Here is a 15,760-nt window from a genome sequence, read left to right as displayed (position 1 = left end):
TATATGGAAAAATTCTCGGTCCTGATGATCTGCATGGGGAATATCTGCCGTTCCCCCACCGCTGAAGGGGTGCTGCGCGCCAAGCTGGAGGCGGCCGGCCTGGCCGATCGCGTCGAACTGGATTCGGCCGGCACGCATGACTATCACGTCGGACGCGCGCCGGATCGCCGCGCCCAGCGCCATGCGCTGGCGCGCGGCTATGACCTGTCGGCCCTGCGCGCCCGCCAGGCCGAGGCGGCCGACTTCGAGCGCTTCGACCTGCTGCTGGCCATGGACGAGCAGAACCTGGCCGGCCTGCGCGCCATCTGTCCGCCCGGGCGCGAGGACCGCATGCGCCTGCTGATGAGTTTCGCCACCCGCCACGATGCGGCCGAGGTGCCGGATCCCTACTACGGCGGCGACGCTGGCTTCGAGCGCGTGCTCGACTATATCGAGGACGCTTGCGACGGTGTTGTCGCCAGCCTGGGCGCCCGGCTCGGCCTGCGCTGAGTCCCGCCCGCGCCGGGCCCGGCGGCCGCGCCCGGCGCTGTACCTTCCTGCCGTTCTTCACGAGGTTTCATGCTCCCATCCCTGTTCCGCAAATGGCGCGAATCGCGCAATGCCAGCCTGCAATTGGACGCTATTCTGACTGCGGCCGAGCCGGAGGCGCCGCTCGCGGAACGCAATAGCTGGCTGATCGAGCTGGGCTACTGGATCCGCCGCGACGGCGCGCCGGGCGGCGATGACGCGCGCGCGGACAAGGGGCCGCGCGACGGCAGCGAAGGCGAAGGCGGCGTGGAGCGAAGCCTGCCGCAGCATGTGCGCCTGCGCTATCTGCTGCGCGTGCTGGAGCGCAATCCGGACTGGGCGCTGGCGTTTTCCCGTACGGTGCGTTCCATCCTGCGCGACAACGACCCGACCGCGCTGTTCTGCGACACCGGCGTGGCCTCGCACCCGGGCTTCTGGGGCGAGATGATGGATCGCCTGCAGGCGCGTTTCCTGCCGCCGCCGCCCAACCGCAGCGATATGTCCAGCCTGTTCGCGCTGTTGTTCGTGCACCTCGACGACGCCGAATGGGTGGAGTCGATCGAGGCGGGCCTGGTCGAGCGGCTGACGCTGGTGCTGGGCCTGGCCGACGCGGAGGAGGAGGGCGAGGAGGAGGCGGCAGCGCGGCGCGGCCTCGAGCGCACGCTGGCGGCCAGCATCCAGGTGCTGGTGAGCCAGGTGCGCGCGACGGGCTTGAGCCAGGCCATCCGCTCGCGCCTGAAGGGGCGGGTGGAGGAAACGCCATTTTTCCGCCTGGACAGTGCGGCGCAGGCTCTCTTCGAGGAAGACCTGGCGCACGGTGACGAGGCCTTCGGCCAGCGCATCAACTATTTCCGGGCGCTGCTCGACCATTGCCACGCGGCCGCCCAGCATGTCTACGATGAACTCGAAGAGAATGGCGTCTCGGTGGAGGTGGTGTTCCAGATCGAGCGGATGAAGATCCGGCTGGCCCGCATCGAGTTGCTGCTGGGTGCCTGGAGCGAGCCCGGGCGCCCCGGTGCGCGCCAGCACCTGACCGCCGAGCTGATCCGCTCGACCCAGGCGCGGCGCAGTGTCGGCCACCTGGTGTCGTCCTCGTTCGCGCAACTGGCGCGCAAGGTGGTGGAGCGTTCGGCGGAGACCGGCGAACACTACATCACGCGCGACCGCGGCGAATACCGCGAGATGATGCGCGGGGCGGCCGGCGGCGGGCTGCTGACGGTGCTGACGGTCTACCTCAAGTTCCTGATCTATGGCTTGCATCTCGACAAGTTCATCGAGGGCCTGCTGGCCTCGCTCAACTATGCCGGCAGCTTCTTGCTCATCCACTTTGCGCACTTCACGCTGGCCACCAAGCAGCCGGCCATGACCGGGCCGGCGCTGGCGCACCGCCTCGACGGCGCGAGGCGGCCGGAGGGCAGGGAGATCTTCGTCGACGACACCATCGCCATGATCCGCTCCAACGCGGCCGCCATCTTCGGCAACCTGGCTGCGGTGTTCCCGGTGGCGCTGGCAGTGCAATGGCTGTCGGGCAAGCTGCTGGGCGTGAGCCTGCTGACCCCGGCCAAGGCCATCGCCACCATCGAGTCGTTCTCGATCCTGGGGCCGACGCCGCTCTACGCCATCTTCACCGGTGTGCTGTTGTGGCTGTCGAGCCTGATCGCCGGCTGGGCGGACAACTGGTTCGCGCTGCACCGGGTGCACGATGTGATGGCCTACAACCGGCGCCTGCGCTACGTGCTGGGCGCCAAGGGCGCGCTGGGCGTGGCCGATTTCTGGCGGCGCAACCTGTCGGGCATTGCCGCCAATGTGTCGCTCGGCCTGCTGCTGGGCCTGGGGCCGGAGATCCTGAGCTTCGTCGGGCCGCACATGGAGGTGCGTCACGTCACGCTGTCGACGGGGGCGGTAGGGGCCTCGATCGGCGTGCTGGGGCTGGACGCGCTGCGCATGCCCGCGCTGTGGCTGGCGGTTGCCGGCATCGCACTGATGGGCTTCCTGAATGTGGCGGTCAGCTTCGCGCTGGCCTTCAATATGGCGCTTCGTTCACGCAACCTGCGCAGCGTGGACCGGCGCGAACTGAGTGCCGCCGTGCGGCGGCGCATCCTGGAGCGCCCGCTGTCGCTGATCGTGCCGCCGCGCCGGCCAGCGGCGGCGCCGGACGCCGGCGGCAGCCGCGCCTGATGCGGTGCAGCAGGGGTACTTGACCGGATTAGTCGGGAAATTTATACTTGAGGAAATTGATCAAGTATTCCCACCCCCATGAGACTGACGACCAAAGGCCGCTTTGCCGTGACCGCCATGATCGACCTGGCCATGCGCCAGGACCAGGGGCCGGTCACGCTTGCCGGCATCAGCCAGCGCCAGAAGATCTCCCTGTCCTACCTCGAGCAGCTGTTCGGCAAGCTGCGCCGGCATGAGATCGTGGAAAGCGTGCGGGGGCCGGGTGGCGGCTACAGTCTCGCGCGCCGCGCCGAGGACGTGACGGTCGCCGACATCATCATCGCCGTCGACGAACCGCTCGATGCCACGCAATGCGGTGGAAAGGGAAATTGTAACGGAGATGACGGCGCCGGGCGCTGCATGACCCACGAGCTGTGGGCCACGCTGAACCAGAAGATGGTCGAGTACCTGGACTCCGTCTCCCTGAAGAACCTGGTCGACCAGCAGCGTGCCAAGCAGCCCGCGGTGCTGCACGACATGCGCGAGGAGCCGGCGCGGGCCGCCGGCGCGCCGGTGCGCGGCAAGGCGGCCGACAAGGCCGACAGTCCCGCGCGCCCGCGCGTGGTCAACTCGGTCTTCAGCCTGGCGCAGTCCTGAGACGGCGGCAGACGGCAAGCAGATCCAGATTTCCGACCGGCAAGGAATTGCGGTCCTGACCCTGATAGAGGCAGTCAAAACAATGAGCACCCCACATTTCCCGATCTACATGGATTACTCGGCCACCACTCCGGTGGATCCTCGCGTGGCGGACAAGATGATCCCCTACCTGCGCGAGCAGTTCGGCAATCCGGCGTCGCGCAGCCATGCCTACGGCTGGGAGGCCGAGCGCGCGGTCGAGGAGGCGCGTGAGCAGGTGGCAGCGCTGGTCGGTGCCGATCCGCGTGAGATCGTGTGGACCTCGGGTGCGACCGAATCCGACAACCTCGCCATCAAGGGCGCGGCCAACTTCTACTCGGGCAAGGGCAAGCACATCATCACCGTGAAGACCGAGCACAAGGCCGTGCTCGATACCACGCGCGAGCTGGAGCGCCAGGGCTTCGAGGTGACCTATCTCGACGTGCAGGAAAACGGCCTGATCGACATGAAGGCGTTCGAGCAGGCGATCCGCCCGGACACCATCCTGGTGTCGGTGATGCTGGTCAACAACGAGATCGGCGTGATCCAGGACGTCGAGCAGATCGGCGAGATCTGCCGCGCCAAGGGCGTCCTGTTCCATTGCGACGCCGCGCAGGCGACCGGCAAGGTGGTGATCGACCTGAACACGCTGAAGTGCGACCTGATGTCGTTCTCGGCCCACAAGACCTATGGCCCCAAGGGCATCGGCGCGCTCTACGTGCGCCGCAAGCCGCGCGTGCGCCTGGAAGCCCAGATGCACGGCGGCGGCCACGAGCGCGGCATGCGCTCGGGCACGCTGGCCACGCACCAGATCGTCGGCATGGGCGAGGCCTTCCGCATCGCCCGCGAGGAAATGGCTACCGAGAACGAACGCGTCCGCATGCTGCGCGACCGCCTGTGGCGCGGCCTTTCCGGTATGGAAGAGGTCTACCTGAATGGCGACCTCGAGCGCCGCGTGCCGCACAACCTCAACGTCAGCTTCAACTTCGTCGAGGGCGAGTCGCTGATCATGGCGATCAAGGATGTGGCCGTGTCGTCGGGCTCGGCCTGCACCTCGGCCTCGCTGGAGCCGTCCTACGTGCTGCGCGCGCTGGGCCGCAACGACGAACTGGCGCACAGCTCGATCCGTTTCACGGTGGGCCGCTTCACCACCGAGCAGGAAGTCGACTACACCGTCGAACTGCTCAAGGCCAAGATCGGCAAGCTGCGCGACCTGTCGCCGCTGTGGGAAATGTACAAGGACGGCGTGGACCTGAATTCCATCCAGTGGGCCGCGCACTGAGCGCAGGCGCCACGCAAGACCCCCATAAAATCCGCAAGAGGTAGCCAAAATGTCATACAGCAACAAGGTGCTCGACCACTACGAAAACCCCCGCAACGTTGGCTCGTTCGACAAGAACGATGATGCCGTGGGCACCGGCATGGTCGGCGCGCCGGCGTGCGGCGACGTGATGAAGCTGCAGATCAAGGTCAACGAGGCCGGTGTCATCGAGGACGCCAAGTTCAAGACCTACGGCTGCGGCTCGGCCATCGCCTCGTCGTCGCTGGTGACCGAATGGGTCAAAGGCAAGACCGTGGACCAGGCACTGGAGATCAAGAACACCCAGATCGCCGAGGAACTGGCGCTGCCGCCGGTCAAGATCCACTGCTCGATCCTGGCCGAGGACGCCATCAAGGCCGCCGTCGAGGACTACAAGAAGAAGCACCCGGGCGCCGAACAGAAGGCCGCCTGAGCCATGCGGGGATGATGCAGCGATGATCACACTGACCGAGAAGGCCGCAAGGCACGTGGCGCGTTACCTGGAGCGCCGTGGCAAGGGCGTGGGCCTGCGCCTTGGCGTGAAGACGACGGGCTGCTCGGGCTTGGCCTACAAGCTCGAGTACGTCGACGAACTGCTGCCGGAAGACAATGTGTTCGAGTCGCACGGCATCAAGGTGATCGTCGATCCGAAGAGTCTGCCGTACATCGACGGCACCGAGCTGGACTTTGCCCGCGAAGGCCTGAACGAGGGGTTCCGCTTCAACAACCCCAATGTCAAGGACGAGTGCGGCTGCGGCGAGTCCTTCCGCGTCTGACGCCGCCCGGCGATGCAGCGCCGTATCGTCGGTTATCACCGTGACGAGGCCGGCGACTGGGTCGCCGAGTTGGAGTGCGGGCATGGCCAGCACGTGCGGCACGACCCGCCCTGGCAGTCGCGACCGTGGACGCAATCGGAGCGGGGGCGCACGGCCAGGCTGGGTGCCCGGCTCGCCTGTCGCAAGTGTGAACGCGGCGAGCCTCCGGATACCTGGGCACGGCCGGCCTGAGGGCCGCGCCGGCGCGATCGGAATGCCGGCGATGGCTTGCCTTCCTGGCTGACGGGCGGGTGATCGAGGGGCGGCCTGGCCGCTCCTTTTTGTTGGGGAAGCTGTTGAAAGACGATTTTTTCAAGCTGTTCGGACTACCGGCGCAGTTTGCCATCGACGAGGCGGCGCTGGATGCCGCCTACCGCACCGTGCAGTCGCAGGCGCATCCGGACCGCTTCGCGCATGCCGGCGACGCCGAGCGCCGCGTGGCCATGCAGTGGGCGGCCCATGCCAACGAGGCCTATCGTACGCTGCGCCAGCCGCTCAAGCGGGCGATCTACCTGCTGGGACTGCGCGGCGTCGACATCCAGGCCGAGAACAACACCGCGATGGCGCCGGATTTCCTCATGCAGCAGATGGAATGGCGCGAGGCGCTGCAGGACGCGGTGGAAGCGCGCGCGGTCGACCAGCTCGACGCGCTGCTGGCGCAACTGCGCCGGGAAAAGCGCGAGCGACACGCGGCGCTCGGCGCGCTGCTGGACGCGGGCGGCGCCGACAATGACGCGGCGGCCGGCGCGGCGGCGCGGCAACTGATGTTCATCGAGAAGATCGAGCACGACACCAGCGAGGCGATCGACCGGCTGGAAGGATAACCGGCCAGGCACGTTTGCCGCGGGCGTGACACAATGGCGCCCCCGGCACGGTCCCGGCCGCCGTGGCACGCATGTCGTGCCGCACCCGACGCGACGGCAACGCGCGCGAAGACAACGCGAAGACAACGCGAAGAATCATCATGGCACTGCTCCAGATTTCCGAGCCCGGCATGTCGCCGGCGCCCCATCAACGCCGGCTCGCCGTCGGCATCGACCTCGGCACCACCAACTCCCTGGTGGCGGCGGTCCGCAGCAGCATTCCGGAGGTGCTCACCGACGAGCGCGGCCGCGCACTGCTGCCCTCGGTGGTGCGCTACCTGGCCGACAAGACCGCGCAGATCGGCTACCGCGCGCAGGACGAGGCCATCCGCGATCCCAAGAACACCATCGTCTCGGTCAAGCGCTTCATGGGGCGCGGCCTGCGCGACGTGGCGCACATCGAGCACAGCCCCTACGACTTCGTCGACGCGCCGGGCATGGTGCAGATCAAGACGGTGGCCGGCGTGAAAAGCCCGGTCGAGATCTCCGCGGAGATCCTCGCCACGCTGCGCCAGCGCGCCGAGGATTCGCTCGGCGACGACCTGGTCGGGGCGGTGATCACGGTGCCGGCCTATTTCGACGATGCACAGCGGCAGGCCACCAAGGACGCCGCGCGCCTGGCCGGCATCGAGGTGCTGCGCCTGCTCAACGAGCCGACCGCGGCGGCCGTGGCCTACGGCCTCGACAACGGTGCCGAAGGCGTCTATGCCGTCTATGACCTGGGCGGCGGTACCTTCGATATCTCCATCCTCAAGCTGACCAAGGGCGTGTTCGAGGTCATGGCCACCGGCGGCGATTCGGCCCTGGGGGGCGACGATTTCGACCAGCGCCTGATGTGCTGGATCGTCGAGCAGGCCGGCCTGCAACCCCTGAGCGCCCAGGACACCCGCCTGCTGATGGTGCGCGCGCGCGCCGCCAAGGAGGCACTGTCCGAGGCCGACGACACGGTGATCGATGCCGTGCTGTCGAGCGGGGAGATCGTGCACCTGCCGCTGTCGGCGCAGCAGTTCGAGGCCATGACTGCGCATCTGGTGCAGAAGACGCTGGCGCCGGTGCGCAAGGCGCTGCGCGATGCCGGCGTCGGCGCCGACGAGGTCAAGGGCGTGGTGCTGGTGGGCGGCGCCACGCGCATGCCGGCCATCCGCAAGGCCGTGGGCGAGTTCTTCGGCCGCACGCCGCTGACCAACCTGGATCCGGACAAGGTGGTCGCGCTGGGCGCCGCCATGCAGGCCAACCTGCTGGCCGGCAACGGCGCGCCGGGCGAGGACTGGCTGCTGCTCGATGTGATCCCGCTGTCGCTGGGGGTCGAGACCATGGGCGGCCTGGTCGAGAAGATCATCCCGCGCAACAGCACCATCCCGGTGGCGCGTGCCCAGGAATTCACCACCTTCAAGGATGGCCAGACCGCGATGGCCGTCCATGTGCTGCAGGGCGAGCGCGAACTGGCGGCTGACTGCCGCTCGCTGGCACGCTTCGAACTGCGCGGCATTCCGCCGATGGTGGCAGGTGCGGCCCGCATCCGTGTGACCTACCAGGTCGATGCCGATGGCCTGCTGTCGGTGTCGGCGCGTGAAACGCTGTCGGGCGTGGAAGCCTCGATCGTGGTCAAGCCTTCCTACGGGCTGGCCGACGACGACATCGCCCGCATGCTGCAGGAAAGCTTCAGCGAGGCCGAGCACGATATGAAGAGCCGCGCGCTGGCCGAGGAACGTGTCGAGGCCGAGCGCCTGCTCGAAGCCACCCAGCGCGCGCTGGAGACGGATGGCGACCTGCTGAGCGCCGCGGAGCGCGCCGCGGTCGAGGCGCTGGCGGCTTCCGTGCGCGAGATCGCTGCCGGTACCGACCATCTCGCCATCAAGGCCGCCGTGGAGGCGTTGTCGCACGGCACCGACGAATTCGCCGCGCGCCGCATGGACCGCTCGATCAAGAGCGCGCTGGCCGGCCGCAAGGTGCAGGAGATCGGCTGAGGCGGCCGCTGCCGCCAAGCCGATTCCCGCCGCACCGTATTCCGCAATCAGGACCTGACATGCCACAGATCATTGTTCTTCCCCACGTCGAGCACTGCCCCGAGGGCGCCGTGTTCGAAGCCAAGCCGGGCACCAGCGTCTGCGACGCCCTGCTGAGCCACGGCATCGAGATCGAGCACGCCTGCGAGAAGTCGTGCGCGTGCACCACCTGCCACGTCATCGTGCGCGAGGGTTTCGATTCACTGAACGAGGCCGAGGAGAAGGAAGAAGACCTGCTCGACAAGGCCTGGGGCCTCGAGCCGAATTCGCGTCTGTCCTGCCAGGCCATCGTGGCCGACGAGGACCTGACGGTCGAGATTCCCAAGTACACCATCAACCACGCCAAGGAAGGGCACTGAGCCCCGCACGACAGGAGAACGCCCCATGAAGTGGACCGATACCTATGCCATCGCGGCCGCCCTCTACGACAAGTTCCCGGACGTCGACCCCTTGACCGTGCGCTTTACCGACCTGCGCCGCTGGGTGCTGGAACTGGACGGCTTCAGCGACGTGCCGGAGCGCTCGGGCGAGAAGATCCTCGAGGCGATCCAGTCCGCCTGGATCGAAGAAGCGGAGTAAGAAGCCAGGGAGTCAGGGAGCAGCGGCCCGCTCGCTGCGGGTCCTTGGGGACGGCCACCGCTCCCCTGGGAGCTTGCTGAAGCGGGCGGCCGCAACCCTGTGACCTGCAACTGGCGGCGCCTGCAACGGGCCGCCAGCAACCGGCAGCCAGCAAAGCAACTAGATGCGATACCCGATCCCGGCCAGGAAGATGCCGGTATCGTGGTCATAGCCCGTCACCACGCGGTTCCAGGTGACGCGCGCCAGCCAATGCTCGCAGGAGCGATCGCCGGCCGACATCGACAGCATGGCCGACACGCGCGACGGCGAGGTGCCGTCGCTGCCGGCCGCGCAAAAAAGAACCCCTGCAGGGGCAGGGGTTCTCGCGGTCGTGCAGGCTGCCGCCGCGCGGCGGCAGCCGGTGCGTCGTCTCAATCCTCGCGGCGCAGGTGCGGGAAGAGGATCACGTCGCGGATATTGGGGCTGTCGGTCAGCAGCATGACCAGGCGGTCGATGCCGATGCCGCAGCCGCCCGTCGGGGGCATGCCGTACTCGAGCGCGCGGATGTAGTCGGCATCGAAGTACATGGCTTCCTCGTCGCCCGCATCCTTCTGCTCGACCTGCTTGCGGAAGCGCTCGGCCTGGTCCTCGGCATCGTTCAGCTCCGAGAAGCCGTTGGCGATCTCGCGGCCGGTAATGAATAGCTCGAAGCGCTCTGTGATGCCGGGCACGGTATCGGAGGCGCGCGCCAGCGGCGAGACCTCCACCGGGTAGTCGACGATGAAGGTCGGCTCCCACAGCTGGCTTTCCGCGGTTTCCTCGAACAGCACCAGTTGCAGCGTGCCCAGCCCGGCATTGAGGAACTGCGGCGCCTGGGTGTTGACGCCGAACTTCTTCAGCTCGACGCGCAGGAAGTCGGCATCGGCCAGCTGCGCATCGGTGTACTGCGGCGCGTACTTCTGGATGGCCTGGGTGATGGTCAGGCGGTGGAAGGGCTTGGACAGGTCCAGTTCGCGGCCCTGGTAGTTCAGCACGGCGTTGCCGCAGGCATCGATGGCGGCCTGGCGGATCAGGTTCTCGGTGAAGTCCATCAGCCAGCGGTAGTCCGTGTAGGCCGCGTAGAACTCCATCATGGTGAACTCGGGATTGTGGCGCGGGCTCACCCCCTCGTTGCGGAAATTGCGGTTGATCTCGAACACGCGCTCGAAACCGCCCACCACCAGGCGCTTCAGGTACAGCTCGGGCGCGATGCGCAGGAACATCTGCATATCCAGCGCGTTGTGGTGGGTGATGAAGGGCTTGGCCGCGGCGCCGCCGGGGATGGGGTGCAGCATCGGCGTCTCGACTTCCATGAAGCCGGATTCGGCCATGTGCTTGCGCAGCGACGAGATGGCCTGGGTGCGGGCGCGGAAGGTGGCGCGAGTTTCCGGCGACACGATCAGGTCGACGTAGCGCTGGCGGTATTTCTGCTCCTGGTCGGCCAGGCCGTAATAGTCGCCCGGCAGCGGACGCAGGCTCTTCGACAGCAGGCGCAGTTCGGTGACCGCCACCGACAGCTCGCCGGTCTTGGTCTTCATCAGCGTGCCGCGCGCGGCCACGATATCGCCCAGGTCCCACTTCTTGAAGCCGGCGTAGACCTCTTCGCCGATGGCGTCGCGGCTGATGTAGAACTGGATGCGGCCGGTGCCGTCCTGCACGGTGGCGAAGCTGGCCTTGCCCATCACGCGCTTGAGCATCATGCGGCCGGCGATGGCCACCTCGACCGGCGCGGCTTCCAGCGCCTCCTGCTCGACGGCGTCGTACTGCGCGTGCAGGGCGGCCGACTGGTGGGTGGGGCGGAAATCGTTGGGGAAGGCCACGCCTTGCTGACGCAGTGCCTGCAGTTTCTCGCGCCGTTCCGCGATGATCTTGTTTTCGTCGGCGGCGGTGGCCGCGGTCGCGGCGTCGGCTGGGGCGCGGTTGGGTTCGGTCATGATGTGTGTGCTGCGCGCGGGCCGGGCCCGCGCGGTTTCAGAAAAGGCTTCAGTGGTTGCGGATGTCGTCCAGCTCGGTGCTGCCGAAGTCCGGGCGCTGCAGGTAAGCGGCGATGCGGCGGGCGACATCGTCGGGACTGGCCAGCTGCTCCTGCGCCTTGAGGTCGCGGAAGCGCTGCACCTGGGCGAAGTCGGCGCCGCGGATGGTCGATTGCATGCCGGTGTCGATCACGCCCGGGGCCAGCGCCACGGCGCGCACCTCGCGTCCGGCCGGGGCCTGGGCATACTCGGCATGGATCGAGCGCATGAACATGTCCAGTCCGGCCTTGCCCGCGCAGTAGGCGCTCCAGCCCTCGATGGGCCGGCGCGCGGCACCCGAGGAGATCGCCAGCACCTTGCGCGGACAGCCGAAGCGCTCGCTGGCGGCCAGGAAGGCCGCCGTCATCGTCATCGGCGTGGCCAGGTTGGTCATCAGGTGCGGCACCAGCGTGTCGGCGCGCAGTCCTGCCACCGGCACGATCGGCTCGATCACGCCGGCGTTCAGCACCAGCGTGGCGCTGGCCGGCGGCGTGTCGACCGCCTCCAGCACCGCCTGCAGCCAGCGCGCGCCGGCCTCGGGCTGCGACAGGTCCTGGCAGTGCCAGTCGAGCGCGACGCCGGCCGCGGCCGCCGCCTGCTGCAGGGCGGGCGCGGGGCTGCGGGCCACGCAGACGAGCCGGTTGCCGGGCGCCAGCAGGGCCTGCGCCAGGGCGGCGCCGAGGCCGCGCGAGGCGCCGGTCACGATGTAGAGTTGGTTCGCTGCACTCATGGCTGTGTTCGCTGGTGGAGACGCTGCGGATGACACGGTTGGTGATGCATCGGGCGGCGCGGCGGCCAGCCGCTGGCCGCCGCGCCGGATGGTCCGCCGCGGCGTGCCGCGGCATCGGCGTGGCGCGCATCGGCACGCCACGCGGGCCGTGTTACAGGCCCTGTTTCAGGCTGGCCTCGATGAAAGGATCGAGGTCGCCGTCGAGCACCTTCTGCGTGTTCGACATTTCGACGTTGGTGCGCAGGTCCTTGATGCGGCTCTGGTCCAGCACGTAGGAGCGGATCTGGTGGCCCCAGCCCACGTCGGTCTTGGACGACTCCAGCTTGTCGGCCTCGGCCTGGCGCTTGCGCATCTCGTGCTCGTACAGCCGCGACTTCAGCATCGACATCGCTTCGGCACGGTTGCGGTGCTGCGAACGGTCGTTCTGGCACTGCACCACGATGCCGGTCGGCGCGTGCGTGATCCGCACCGCAGAATCGGTCTTGTTGATGTGCTGGCCACCGGCGCCCGAGGCGCGGTAGGTGTCGACGCGCAGGTCGGCCGGGTTGATCTCGACCTCGAAGGAATCATCCACCTCGGGATAGACGAAGACCGACGAGAACGAGGTGTGGCGCCCGCCCGAGGAATCGAACGGCGACTTGCGCACCAGGCGGTGGACGCCGGTCTCGGTGCGCAGGTAGCCGAAGGCGTATTCGCCTTCCACCTTGATGGTGGCGCTCTTGATGCCGGCCACGTCGCCCTCGGACTCTTCCAGCACCTCGGCCTTGAAGCCCTTGCGCTCGCAGTACTTCAGGTACTGGCGCAGCAGCATCGAGGCCCAGTCGCAGGCTTCCGTGCCACCGGCGCCGGCCTGGATGTCGATGAACGCGTTGGCCTGGTCGAGTTCGCCCGAGAACATGCGGCGGAACTCCATGTCTTCGACGATGTCCTTGAAGCCCTGCACGTCGGCCTCGATGGCCTGCAGCGTGTCGTCGTCGCCTTCTTCGCGCGCCAGCTCGAACAGTTCGTCCGCGCCGTCGAGATCAGAGGTGAGCTTGCCGAGGACGCCGACCACGCCCTCCAGCATCTTCTTTTCCTTGCCCAGGTCCTGGGCCCGCTTGGGGTTGTTCCAGACGTCCGGGTCTTCGAGCAGGCCGTTGACTTCGTCGAGGCGGCCTAGTTTGACTTCGTAGTCAAAGATACCCCCGTAGATCTTCCGTCCGGGAACGGAGATCGGAGATGGCACCGGAGATGGCGTTGAGGCGTTCTGCTTCCATGATGTTCTTGCGCTTTCAAAACCTTGAATTATAGCGGAATGCGGCGGATTCTCCGCGGTTTGCAGGCGTGCGGCGGCGAACCCGGCGCATGCGCCGCGGTCTACCCCTGTTGGCGCCGGCCGGCTGCCACGCCGGGCCCGCGGGCCTCCGCGCGGCGCGCAAGGCGCGCGCAGCGGCGATAATAGGCGGCCCGGACCGGCAATGCGTGGACGAGAGGGCACTTGCGTGCCCAACCCCGAGAGCATGAAGCAAACCAATCGAGAACATCCAGAGACTCCAGAGGCAAGAGGAAGGCACGGCGGGCACGGCGGCCGCCGCCGCCTGCTCGCGCTGCTGGCGGCCGCCGCGGTGCTGCCGCTGGCCGCCTGCGGCACGCTGGACGACGGCCCGGTGCCCGACGGCTACTACCGCGTGCAGAGCGGCGACACGCTGTATTCGATCGCCCGCAAGCACCGGCGCAGCGTGCGTGAGCTGGCGCGCTGGAACAGCCTGAGCGACGCCGACCGCATCGAGGTGGGGCAGGTGATCCGCGTGGTGCCGGCGGCAGGCGCCGCGGCTTCGGCGGGAGGCGGCCGGGCATCCGGCGGCAGCGGCGGGCCGGCGGCGGTCAAGGATACCCCCCGGGTGGACGACAGCGGGCCGGCGCGGCCGCCGGCCTCCCGCATCCGCCTGCAGTGGCCGGCCGACGGCAAGGTCGTGGCGCGCTACGCGCCGCCGGCGAGCAAGGGGCTGCGTATCGACGTGCCGGCGGGCGGCGTGGTGCGGGCGGCCGCGGCCGGCCGCGCCATCCATGTGGGCAACCTGCGCGGCTACGGCATGCTGGTGATCGTCAAGCACGACGACGACTGGCTGACCGTCTACGGCAACCTCGACAAGCCCTCGGTCAGTGAAGACAGCCAGGTAGCGGCCGGGCAGGAGGTCGGGCGCATGGGGGCGGGCGGCGGCGAGCTGCATTTCGAAGTGCGCGCCGGCGGCAAGCCGGTCGATCCGTCGGGCTACCTGCCGTCGCGCGGCTAGCGTGGCTGGCGCGGCCGGTGTGGCTCCCGGGCTGGCCGGTGTCCGACAGGGCCCGCCGGGGTCCGCCAGAGTCCGTTATTGCGCGTGCTCGATCACCATCTGCACCCGCGTGACGCCGTTGAAGGTGTTGTTGTCCAGCCGGTAGGCCACCAGCGCGCTGGCGCCGAGCGCCTCGGCGTGGTTGAACCAGATCGCATCGAAGCGGTGCGCGCCGCGCCCCAGCAGCAGCTTCAGGTGCTTGCCCTTGAGCACGGTCTGGCGCACCACGTCGAACTCGCCGCAGAAGGTCGGGGCGGGGAAGCCCTGGCCCCATACCTGCTGGTCGAGCAGGTTGACGAACTCCGGCGAGAAGCAGCCGTCGTCGATGTCGCCGTCGGTCTCGATCACGCGCGCCAGCTGCTCCTCGTCCAGCCACTCCCGGCCTACCGCCTCGAAGGCTTCCATGAACTGGCCGAAGGTGTCGGCGCGCAAGGTCAGGCCGGCCGCCATCGCATGGCCGCCGAACTTCACCAGCAACCCCGGGTGGCGCTTGGAGACGAGGTCGAGCGCGTCGCGCAGGTGGAAGCCGGGGATGGAGCGGCCGGAGCCCTTGATGGTGGCATCGTCGCCGGGGGCGAACGTGATGGTCGGGCGATGGAACTTCTCCTTCAGGCGCGAGGCCACGATGCCGATCACGCCCTGGTGCCAGGTCTCGTTGAAGACGCTGACCGTGTAGCGCGAGGCCGGGTCCAGGCCCGCCATCGGCTGCTCCAGGATCTGCAGCGCCTCCTGCTGCATGCCGGCCTCGATGTCGCGCCGCTCGCGGTTCATGCCGTCCAGTTCCTGGGCGATCTCCCAGGCGCGGCCGGCGTCGTCGGTCAGCAGGCATTCGATGCCGAGCGACATGTCGGCGAGCCGCCCGGCGGCGTTCAGGCGCGGGCCCAGGCCGAAGCCGAGGTCGAAGGTGTTGGCGCGTGCCGCTTCCCGTCCGGCGGCGCGGAACAGGGCGGCCACGCCGGCGTGCATGCGGCCGGCGCGCATGCGCTTGAGGCCCTGCGCCACCAGGATGCGGTTGTTGCTGTCGAGCTTGACCACGTCGGCCACGGTGCCGAGCGCCACCAGGTCGAGCAGGGTGTCGAGGCGCGGCTGGGTGCGGGCATCGAATACACCGCGCGTACGCAGCTCGGCGCGCAGCGCCAGCAGCACATAGAACATCACGCCCACGCCCGCCAGGTTCTTGCTGGGGAACGGGCAGCCGGGCTGGTTGGGATTGACGATCACGGCCGCCTCCGGCAGCGTGGCGCCGGGCAGGTGGTGGTCGGTCACCACCACGTCGATACCGCGGGCATTGGCCGCCGCCACGCCGTCGACGCTGGCGATGCCGTTGTCCACCGTGACGATCACGTCCGGCTGCTGGCGTGCCGCCAGCTCGACGATTTCCGGCGTCAGCCCGTAGCCGTACTCGAAGCGGTTGGGCACGATGTAGTCGACGCGGGCGCCCAGCATGCGCAAGCCGCGCACGCCTACCGCGCAGGCGGTTGCGCCGTCGCAGTCGTAGTCGGCCACGATCAGCAGGCGGCGGCCGGCGGCGATGGCGTCGGCCAGGTAGGTGGCGGCATGCCCGATGCCCTTCATCTCGCCCGGCGCCACCAGCCCGGGCAGCTCGGTGGCCAGTTCGTCGGGCCGGCTGACGCCGCGCGCCGACAGGATGCGGGCCAGGGTGGGGTGCAGGCCGGCGGCGGCAAGCGACGCAGCGTGCTCGGTCGAGAAGGAGCGGGTGGCGATTCGGGTCATGCGGCGAGGAGGGCGAGGAAGGTGCGGGCAGCGCAGGCGCCGCCCGCACGGG

The 15,760-nt window shown here is 68.5% G+C and carries 17 protein-coding genes; 12 read left to right on the top strand and 5 right to left on the bottom strand.

Going from position 1 to position 15,760, the window contains the following annotated elements; genetic code table 11:
* Positions 1-3: 3 nt before the first annotated feature.
* The 11 genes from BKK79_RS04225 (at position 4) to iscX (ending at position 8,902) form a co-directional block, all read left to right on the top strand.
* On the top strand, positions 4-489 hold the full coding sequence (locus BKK79_RS04225; protein ID WP_071012099.1) for a low molecular weight protein-tyrosine-phosphatase: 486 nt from the start codon (positions 4-6) through the stop codon (positions 487-489).
* A gap of 69 nt (positions 490-558) precedes the next feature.
* On the top strand, positions 559-2,685 hold the full coding sequence (locus BKK79_RS04220; protein WP_071012100.1) for a site-specific recombinase: 2,127 nt from the start codon (positions 559-561) through the stop codon (positions 2,683-2,685).
* Between the two features lie 78 nt (positions 2,686-2,763).
* On the top strand, positions 2,764-3,321 hold the full coding sequence (gene iscR / locus BKK79_RS04215) for a Fe-S cluster assembly transcriptional regulator IscR (RefSeq protein WP_071012102.1): 558 nt from the start codon (positions 2,764-2,766) through the stop codon (positions 3,319-3,321).
* 82 nt (positions 3,322-3,403) lie between these two features.
* The gene (locus BKK79_RS04210; RefSeq protein WP_071012103.1) at positions 3,404-4,621 is read left to right on the top strand and encodes an IscS subfamily cysteine desulfurase; all 1,218 of its coding nucleotides are present in this window, start codon (positions 3,404-3,406) and stop codon (positions 4,619-4,621) included.
* A 49-nt stretch (positions 4,622-4,670) separates the two neighbouring features.
* The gene (gene iscU, locus BKK79_RS04205) at positions 4,671-5,072 is read left to right on the top strand and encodes a Fe-S cluster assembly scaffold IscU (protein WP_019448564.1); all 402 of its coding nucleotides are present in this window, start codon (positions 4,671-4,673) and stop codon (positions 5,070-5,072) included.
* Positions 5,073-5,094: 22 nt separating this feature from the next.
* Positions 5,095-5,415 carry an iron-sulfur cluster assembly protein IscA gene (gene iscA, locus BKK79_RS04200; RefSeq protein ID WP_071012105.1) on the top strand — a complete coding sequence of 107 codons (321 nt, stop codon included), beginning with the start codon at positions 5,095-5,097 and terminating at the stop codon, positions 5,413-5,415.
* A 12-nt stretch (positions 5,416-5,427) separates the two neighbouring features.
* Entirely contained in the window at positions 5,428-5,646 is a 219-nt protein-coding gene (locus BKK79_RS38800; RefSeq protein ID WP_083384011.1) for a DUF3565 domain-containing protein, read from the top strand.
* Positions 5,647-5,750: 104 nt separating this feature from the next.
* The gene (hscB, locus tag BKK79_RS04195; RefSeq protein ID WP_071012106.1) at positions 5,751-6,278 is read left to right on the top strand and encodes a Fe-S protein assembly co-chaperone HscB; all 528 of its coding nucleotides are present in this window, start codon (positions 5,751-5,753) and stop codon (positions 6,276-6,278) included.
* A gap of 140 nt (positions 6,279-6,418) precedes the next feature.
* Positions 6,419-8,284, top strand: a complete 1,866-nt coding sequence (gene hscA / locus BKK79_RS04190; protein ID WP_071037208.1) for a Fe-S protein assembly chaperone HscA — start codon at positions 6,419-6,421, stop codon at positions 8,282-8,284.
* Between the two features lie 59 nt (positions 8,285-8,343).
* Complete coding sequence (gene fdx, locus BKK79_RS04185; RefSeq protein ID WP_071012109.1) at positions 8,344-8,682, top strand: ISC system 2Fe-2S type ferredoxin; 339 nt, start codon at positions 8,344-8,346, stop codon at positions 8,680-8,682.
* A gap of 25 nt (positions 8,683-8,707) precedes the next feature.
* The gene (gene iscX / locus BKK79_RS04180) at positions 8,708-8,902 is read left to right on the top strand and encodes a Fe-S cluster assembly protein IscX (protein ID WP_071012111.1); all 195 of its coding nucleotides are present in this window, start codon (positions 8,708-8,710) and stop codon (positions 8,900-8,902) included.
* 159 nt (positions 8,903-9,061) lie between these two features.
* On the opposite strand, the gene BKK79_RS41935 is transcribed toward iscX, so the two are convergent.
* The 4 genes from BKK79_RS41935 to prfB form a co-directional block, all read right to left on the bottom strand.
* Positions 9,062-9,190 (bottom strand): hypothetical protein, encoded by a 129-nt coding sequence (locus BKK79_RS41935; protein ID WP_257787595.1) that lies wholly within the window; start codon positions 9,188-9,190, stop codon positions 9,062-9,064.
* Between the two features lie 122 nt (positions 9,191-9,312).
* On the bottom strand, positions 9,313-10,854 hold the full coding sequence (lysS, locus tag BKK79_RS04175; protein WP_071012112.1) for a lysine--tRNA ligase: 1,542 nt from the start codon (positions 10,852-10,854) through the stop codon (positions 9,313-9,315).
* A 49-nt stretch (positions 10,855-10,903) separates the two neighbouring features.
* Entirely contained in the window at positions 10,904-11,662 is a 759-nt protein-coding gene (locus BKK79_RS04170; RefSeq protein ID WP_071012114.1) for an SDR family oxidoreductase, read from the bottom strand.
* A 151-nt stretch (positions 11,663-11,813) separates the two neighbouring features.
* A protein-coding gene (prfB, locus tag BKK79_RS04165) for a peptide chain release factor 2 (protein ID WP_156811176.1) occupies positions 11,814-12,918 on the bottom strand; the annotation gives its coding sequence in 2 pieces (ribosomal slippage) (positions 11,814-12,836 and positions 12,838-12,918; 1,104 coding nt in all).
* Positions 12,919-13,161: 243 nt separating this feature from the next.
* Here prfB and BKK79_RS04160 point away from each other — a divergent pair.
* Positions 13,162-13,935 (top strand): peptidoglycan DD-metalloendopeptidase family protein, encoded by a 774-nt coding sequence (locus BKK79_RS04160; RefSeq protein WP_083384012.1) that lies wholly within the window; start codon positions 13,162-13,164, stop codon positions 13,933-13,935.
* A 75-nt stretch (positions 13,936-14,010) separates the two neighbouring features.
* On the opposite strand, the gene recJ is transcribed toward BKK79_RS04160, so the two are convergent.
* Entirely contained in the window at positions 14,011-15,708 is a 1,698-nt protein-coding gene (recJ, locus tag BKK79_RS04155; RefSeq protein ID WP_071012116.1) for a single-stranded-DNA-specific exonuclease RecJ, read from the bottom strand.
* Between the last annotated feature and the right edge of the window lie 52 nt (positions 15,709-15,760).

Source organism: Cupriavidus sp. USMAA2-4 (assembly GCF_001854305.1).
Classification (GTDB): Bacteria; Pseudomonadota; Gammaproteobacteria; order Burkholderiales; family Burkholderiaceae; genus Cupriavidus; species Cupriavidus malaysiensis.
Note: the sequence above shows the minus strand (reverse complement) of the source record. Positions and strands in the feature narration are given on the sequence as shown.

What these genes read in the sequence shown, in the direction of transcription:
- iscA (WP_071012105.1), top strand. Translation starts at nt 5,095, where the DNA reads ATGATCACACTGACCGAGAAGGCCGCAAGGCACGTGGCGCGTTACCTG.
- BKK79_RS04160 (WP_083384012.1), top strand. Translation starts at nt 13,162, where the DNA reads ATGAAGCAAACCAATCGAGAACATCCAGAGACTCCAGAGGCAAGAGGA.
- fdx (WP_071012109.1), top strand. Translation starts at nt 8,344, where the DNA reads ATGCCACAGATCATTGTTCTTCCCCACGTCGAGCACTGCCCCGAGGGC.
- BKK79_RS38800 (WP_083384011.1), top strand. Translation starts at nt 5,428, where the DNA reads ATGCAGCGCCGTATCGTCGGTTATCACCGTGACGAGGCCGGCGACTGG.
- BKK79_RS41935 (WP_257787595.1), bottom strand. Translation starts at nt 9,190, where the DNA reads ATGCTGTCGATGTCGGCCGGCGATCGCTCCTGCGAGCATTGGCTGGCG.
- BKK79_RS04220 (WP_071012100.1), top strand. Translation starts at nt 559, where the DNA reads ATGCTCCCATCCCTGTTCCGCAAATGGCGCGAATCGCGCAATGCCAGC.
- BKK79_RS04225 (WP_071012099.1), top strand. Translation starts at nt 4, where the DNA reads ATGGAAAAATTCTCGGTCCTGATGATCTGCATGGGGAATATCTGCCGT.
- BKK79_RS04170 (WP_071012114.1), bottom strand. Translation starts at nt 11,662, where the DNA reads ATGAGTGCAGCGAACCAACTCTACATCGTGACCGGCGCCTCGCGCGGC.
- iscR (WP_071012102.1), top strand. Translation starts at nt 2,764, where the DNA reads ATGAGACTGACGACCAAAGGCCGCTTTGCCGTGACCGCCATGATCGAC.
- iscX (WP_071012111.1), top strand. Translation starts at nt 8,708, where the DNA reads ATGAAGTGGACCGATACCTATGCCATCGCGGCCGCCCTCTACGACAAG.
- hscA (WP_071037208.1), top strand. Translation starts at nt 6,419, where the DNA reads ATGGCACTGCTCCAGATTTCCGAGCCCGGCATGTCGCCGGCGCCCCAT.
- iscU (WP_019448564.1), top strand. Translation starts at nt 4,671, where the DNA reads ATGTCATACAGCAACAAGGTGCTCGACCACTACGAAAACCCCCGCAAC.
- BKK79_RS04210 (WP_071012103.1), top strand. Translation starts at nt 3,404, where the DNA reads ATGAGCACCCCACATTTCCCGATCTACATGGATTACTCGGCCACCACT.
- recJ (WP_071012116.1), bottom strand. Translation starts at nt 15,708, where the DNA reads ATGACCCGAATCGCCACCCGCTCCTTCTCGACCGAGCACGCTGCGTCG.
- lysS (WP_071012112.1), bottom strand. Translation starts at nt 10,854, where the DNA reads ATGACCGAACCCAACCGCGCCCCAGCCGACGCCGCGACCGCGGCCACC.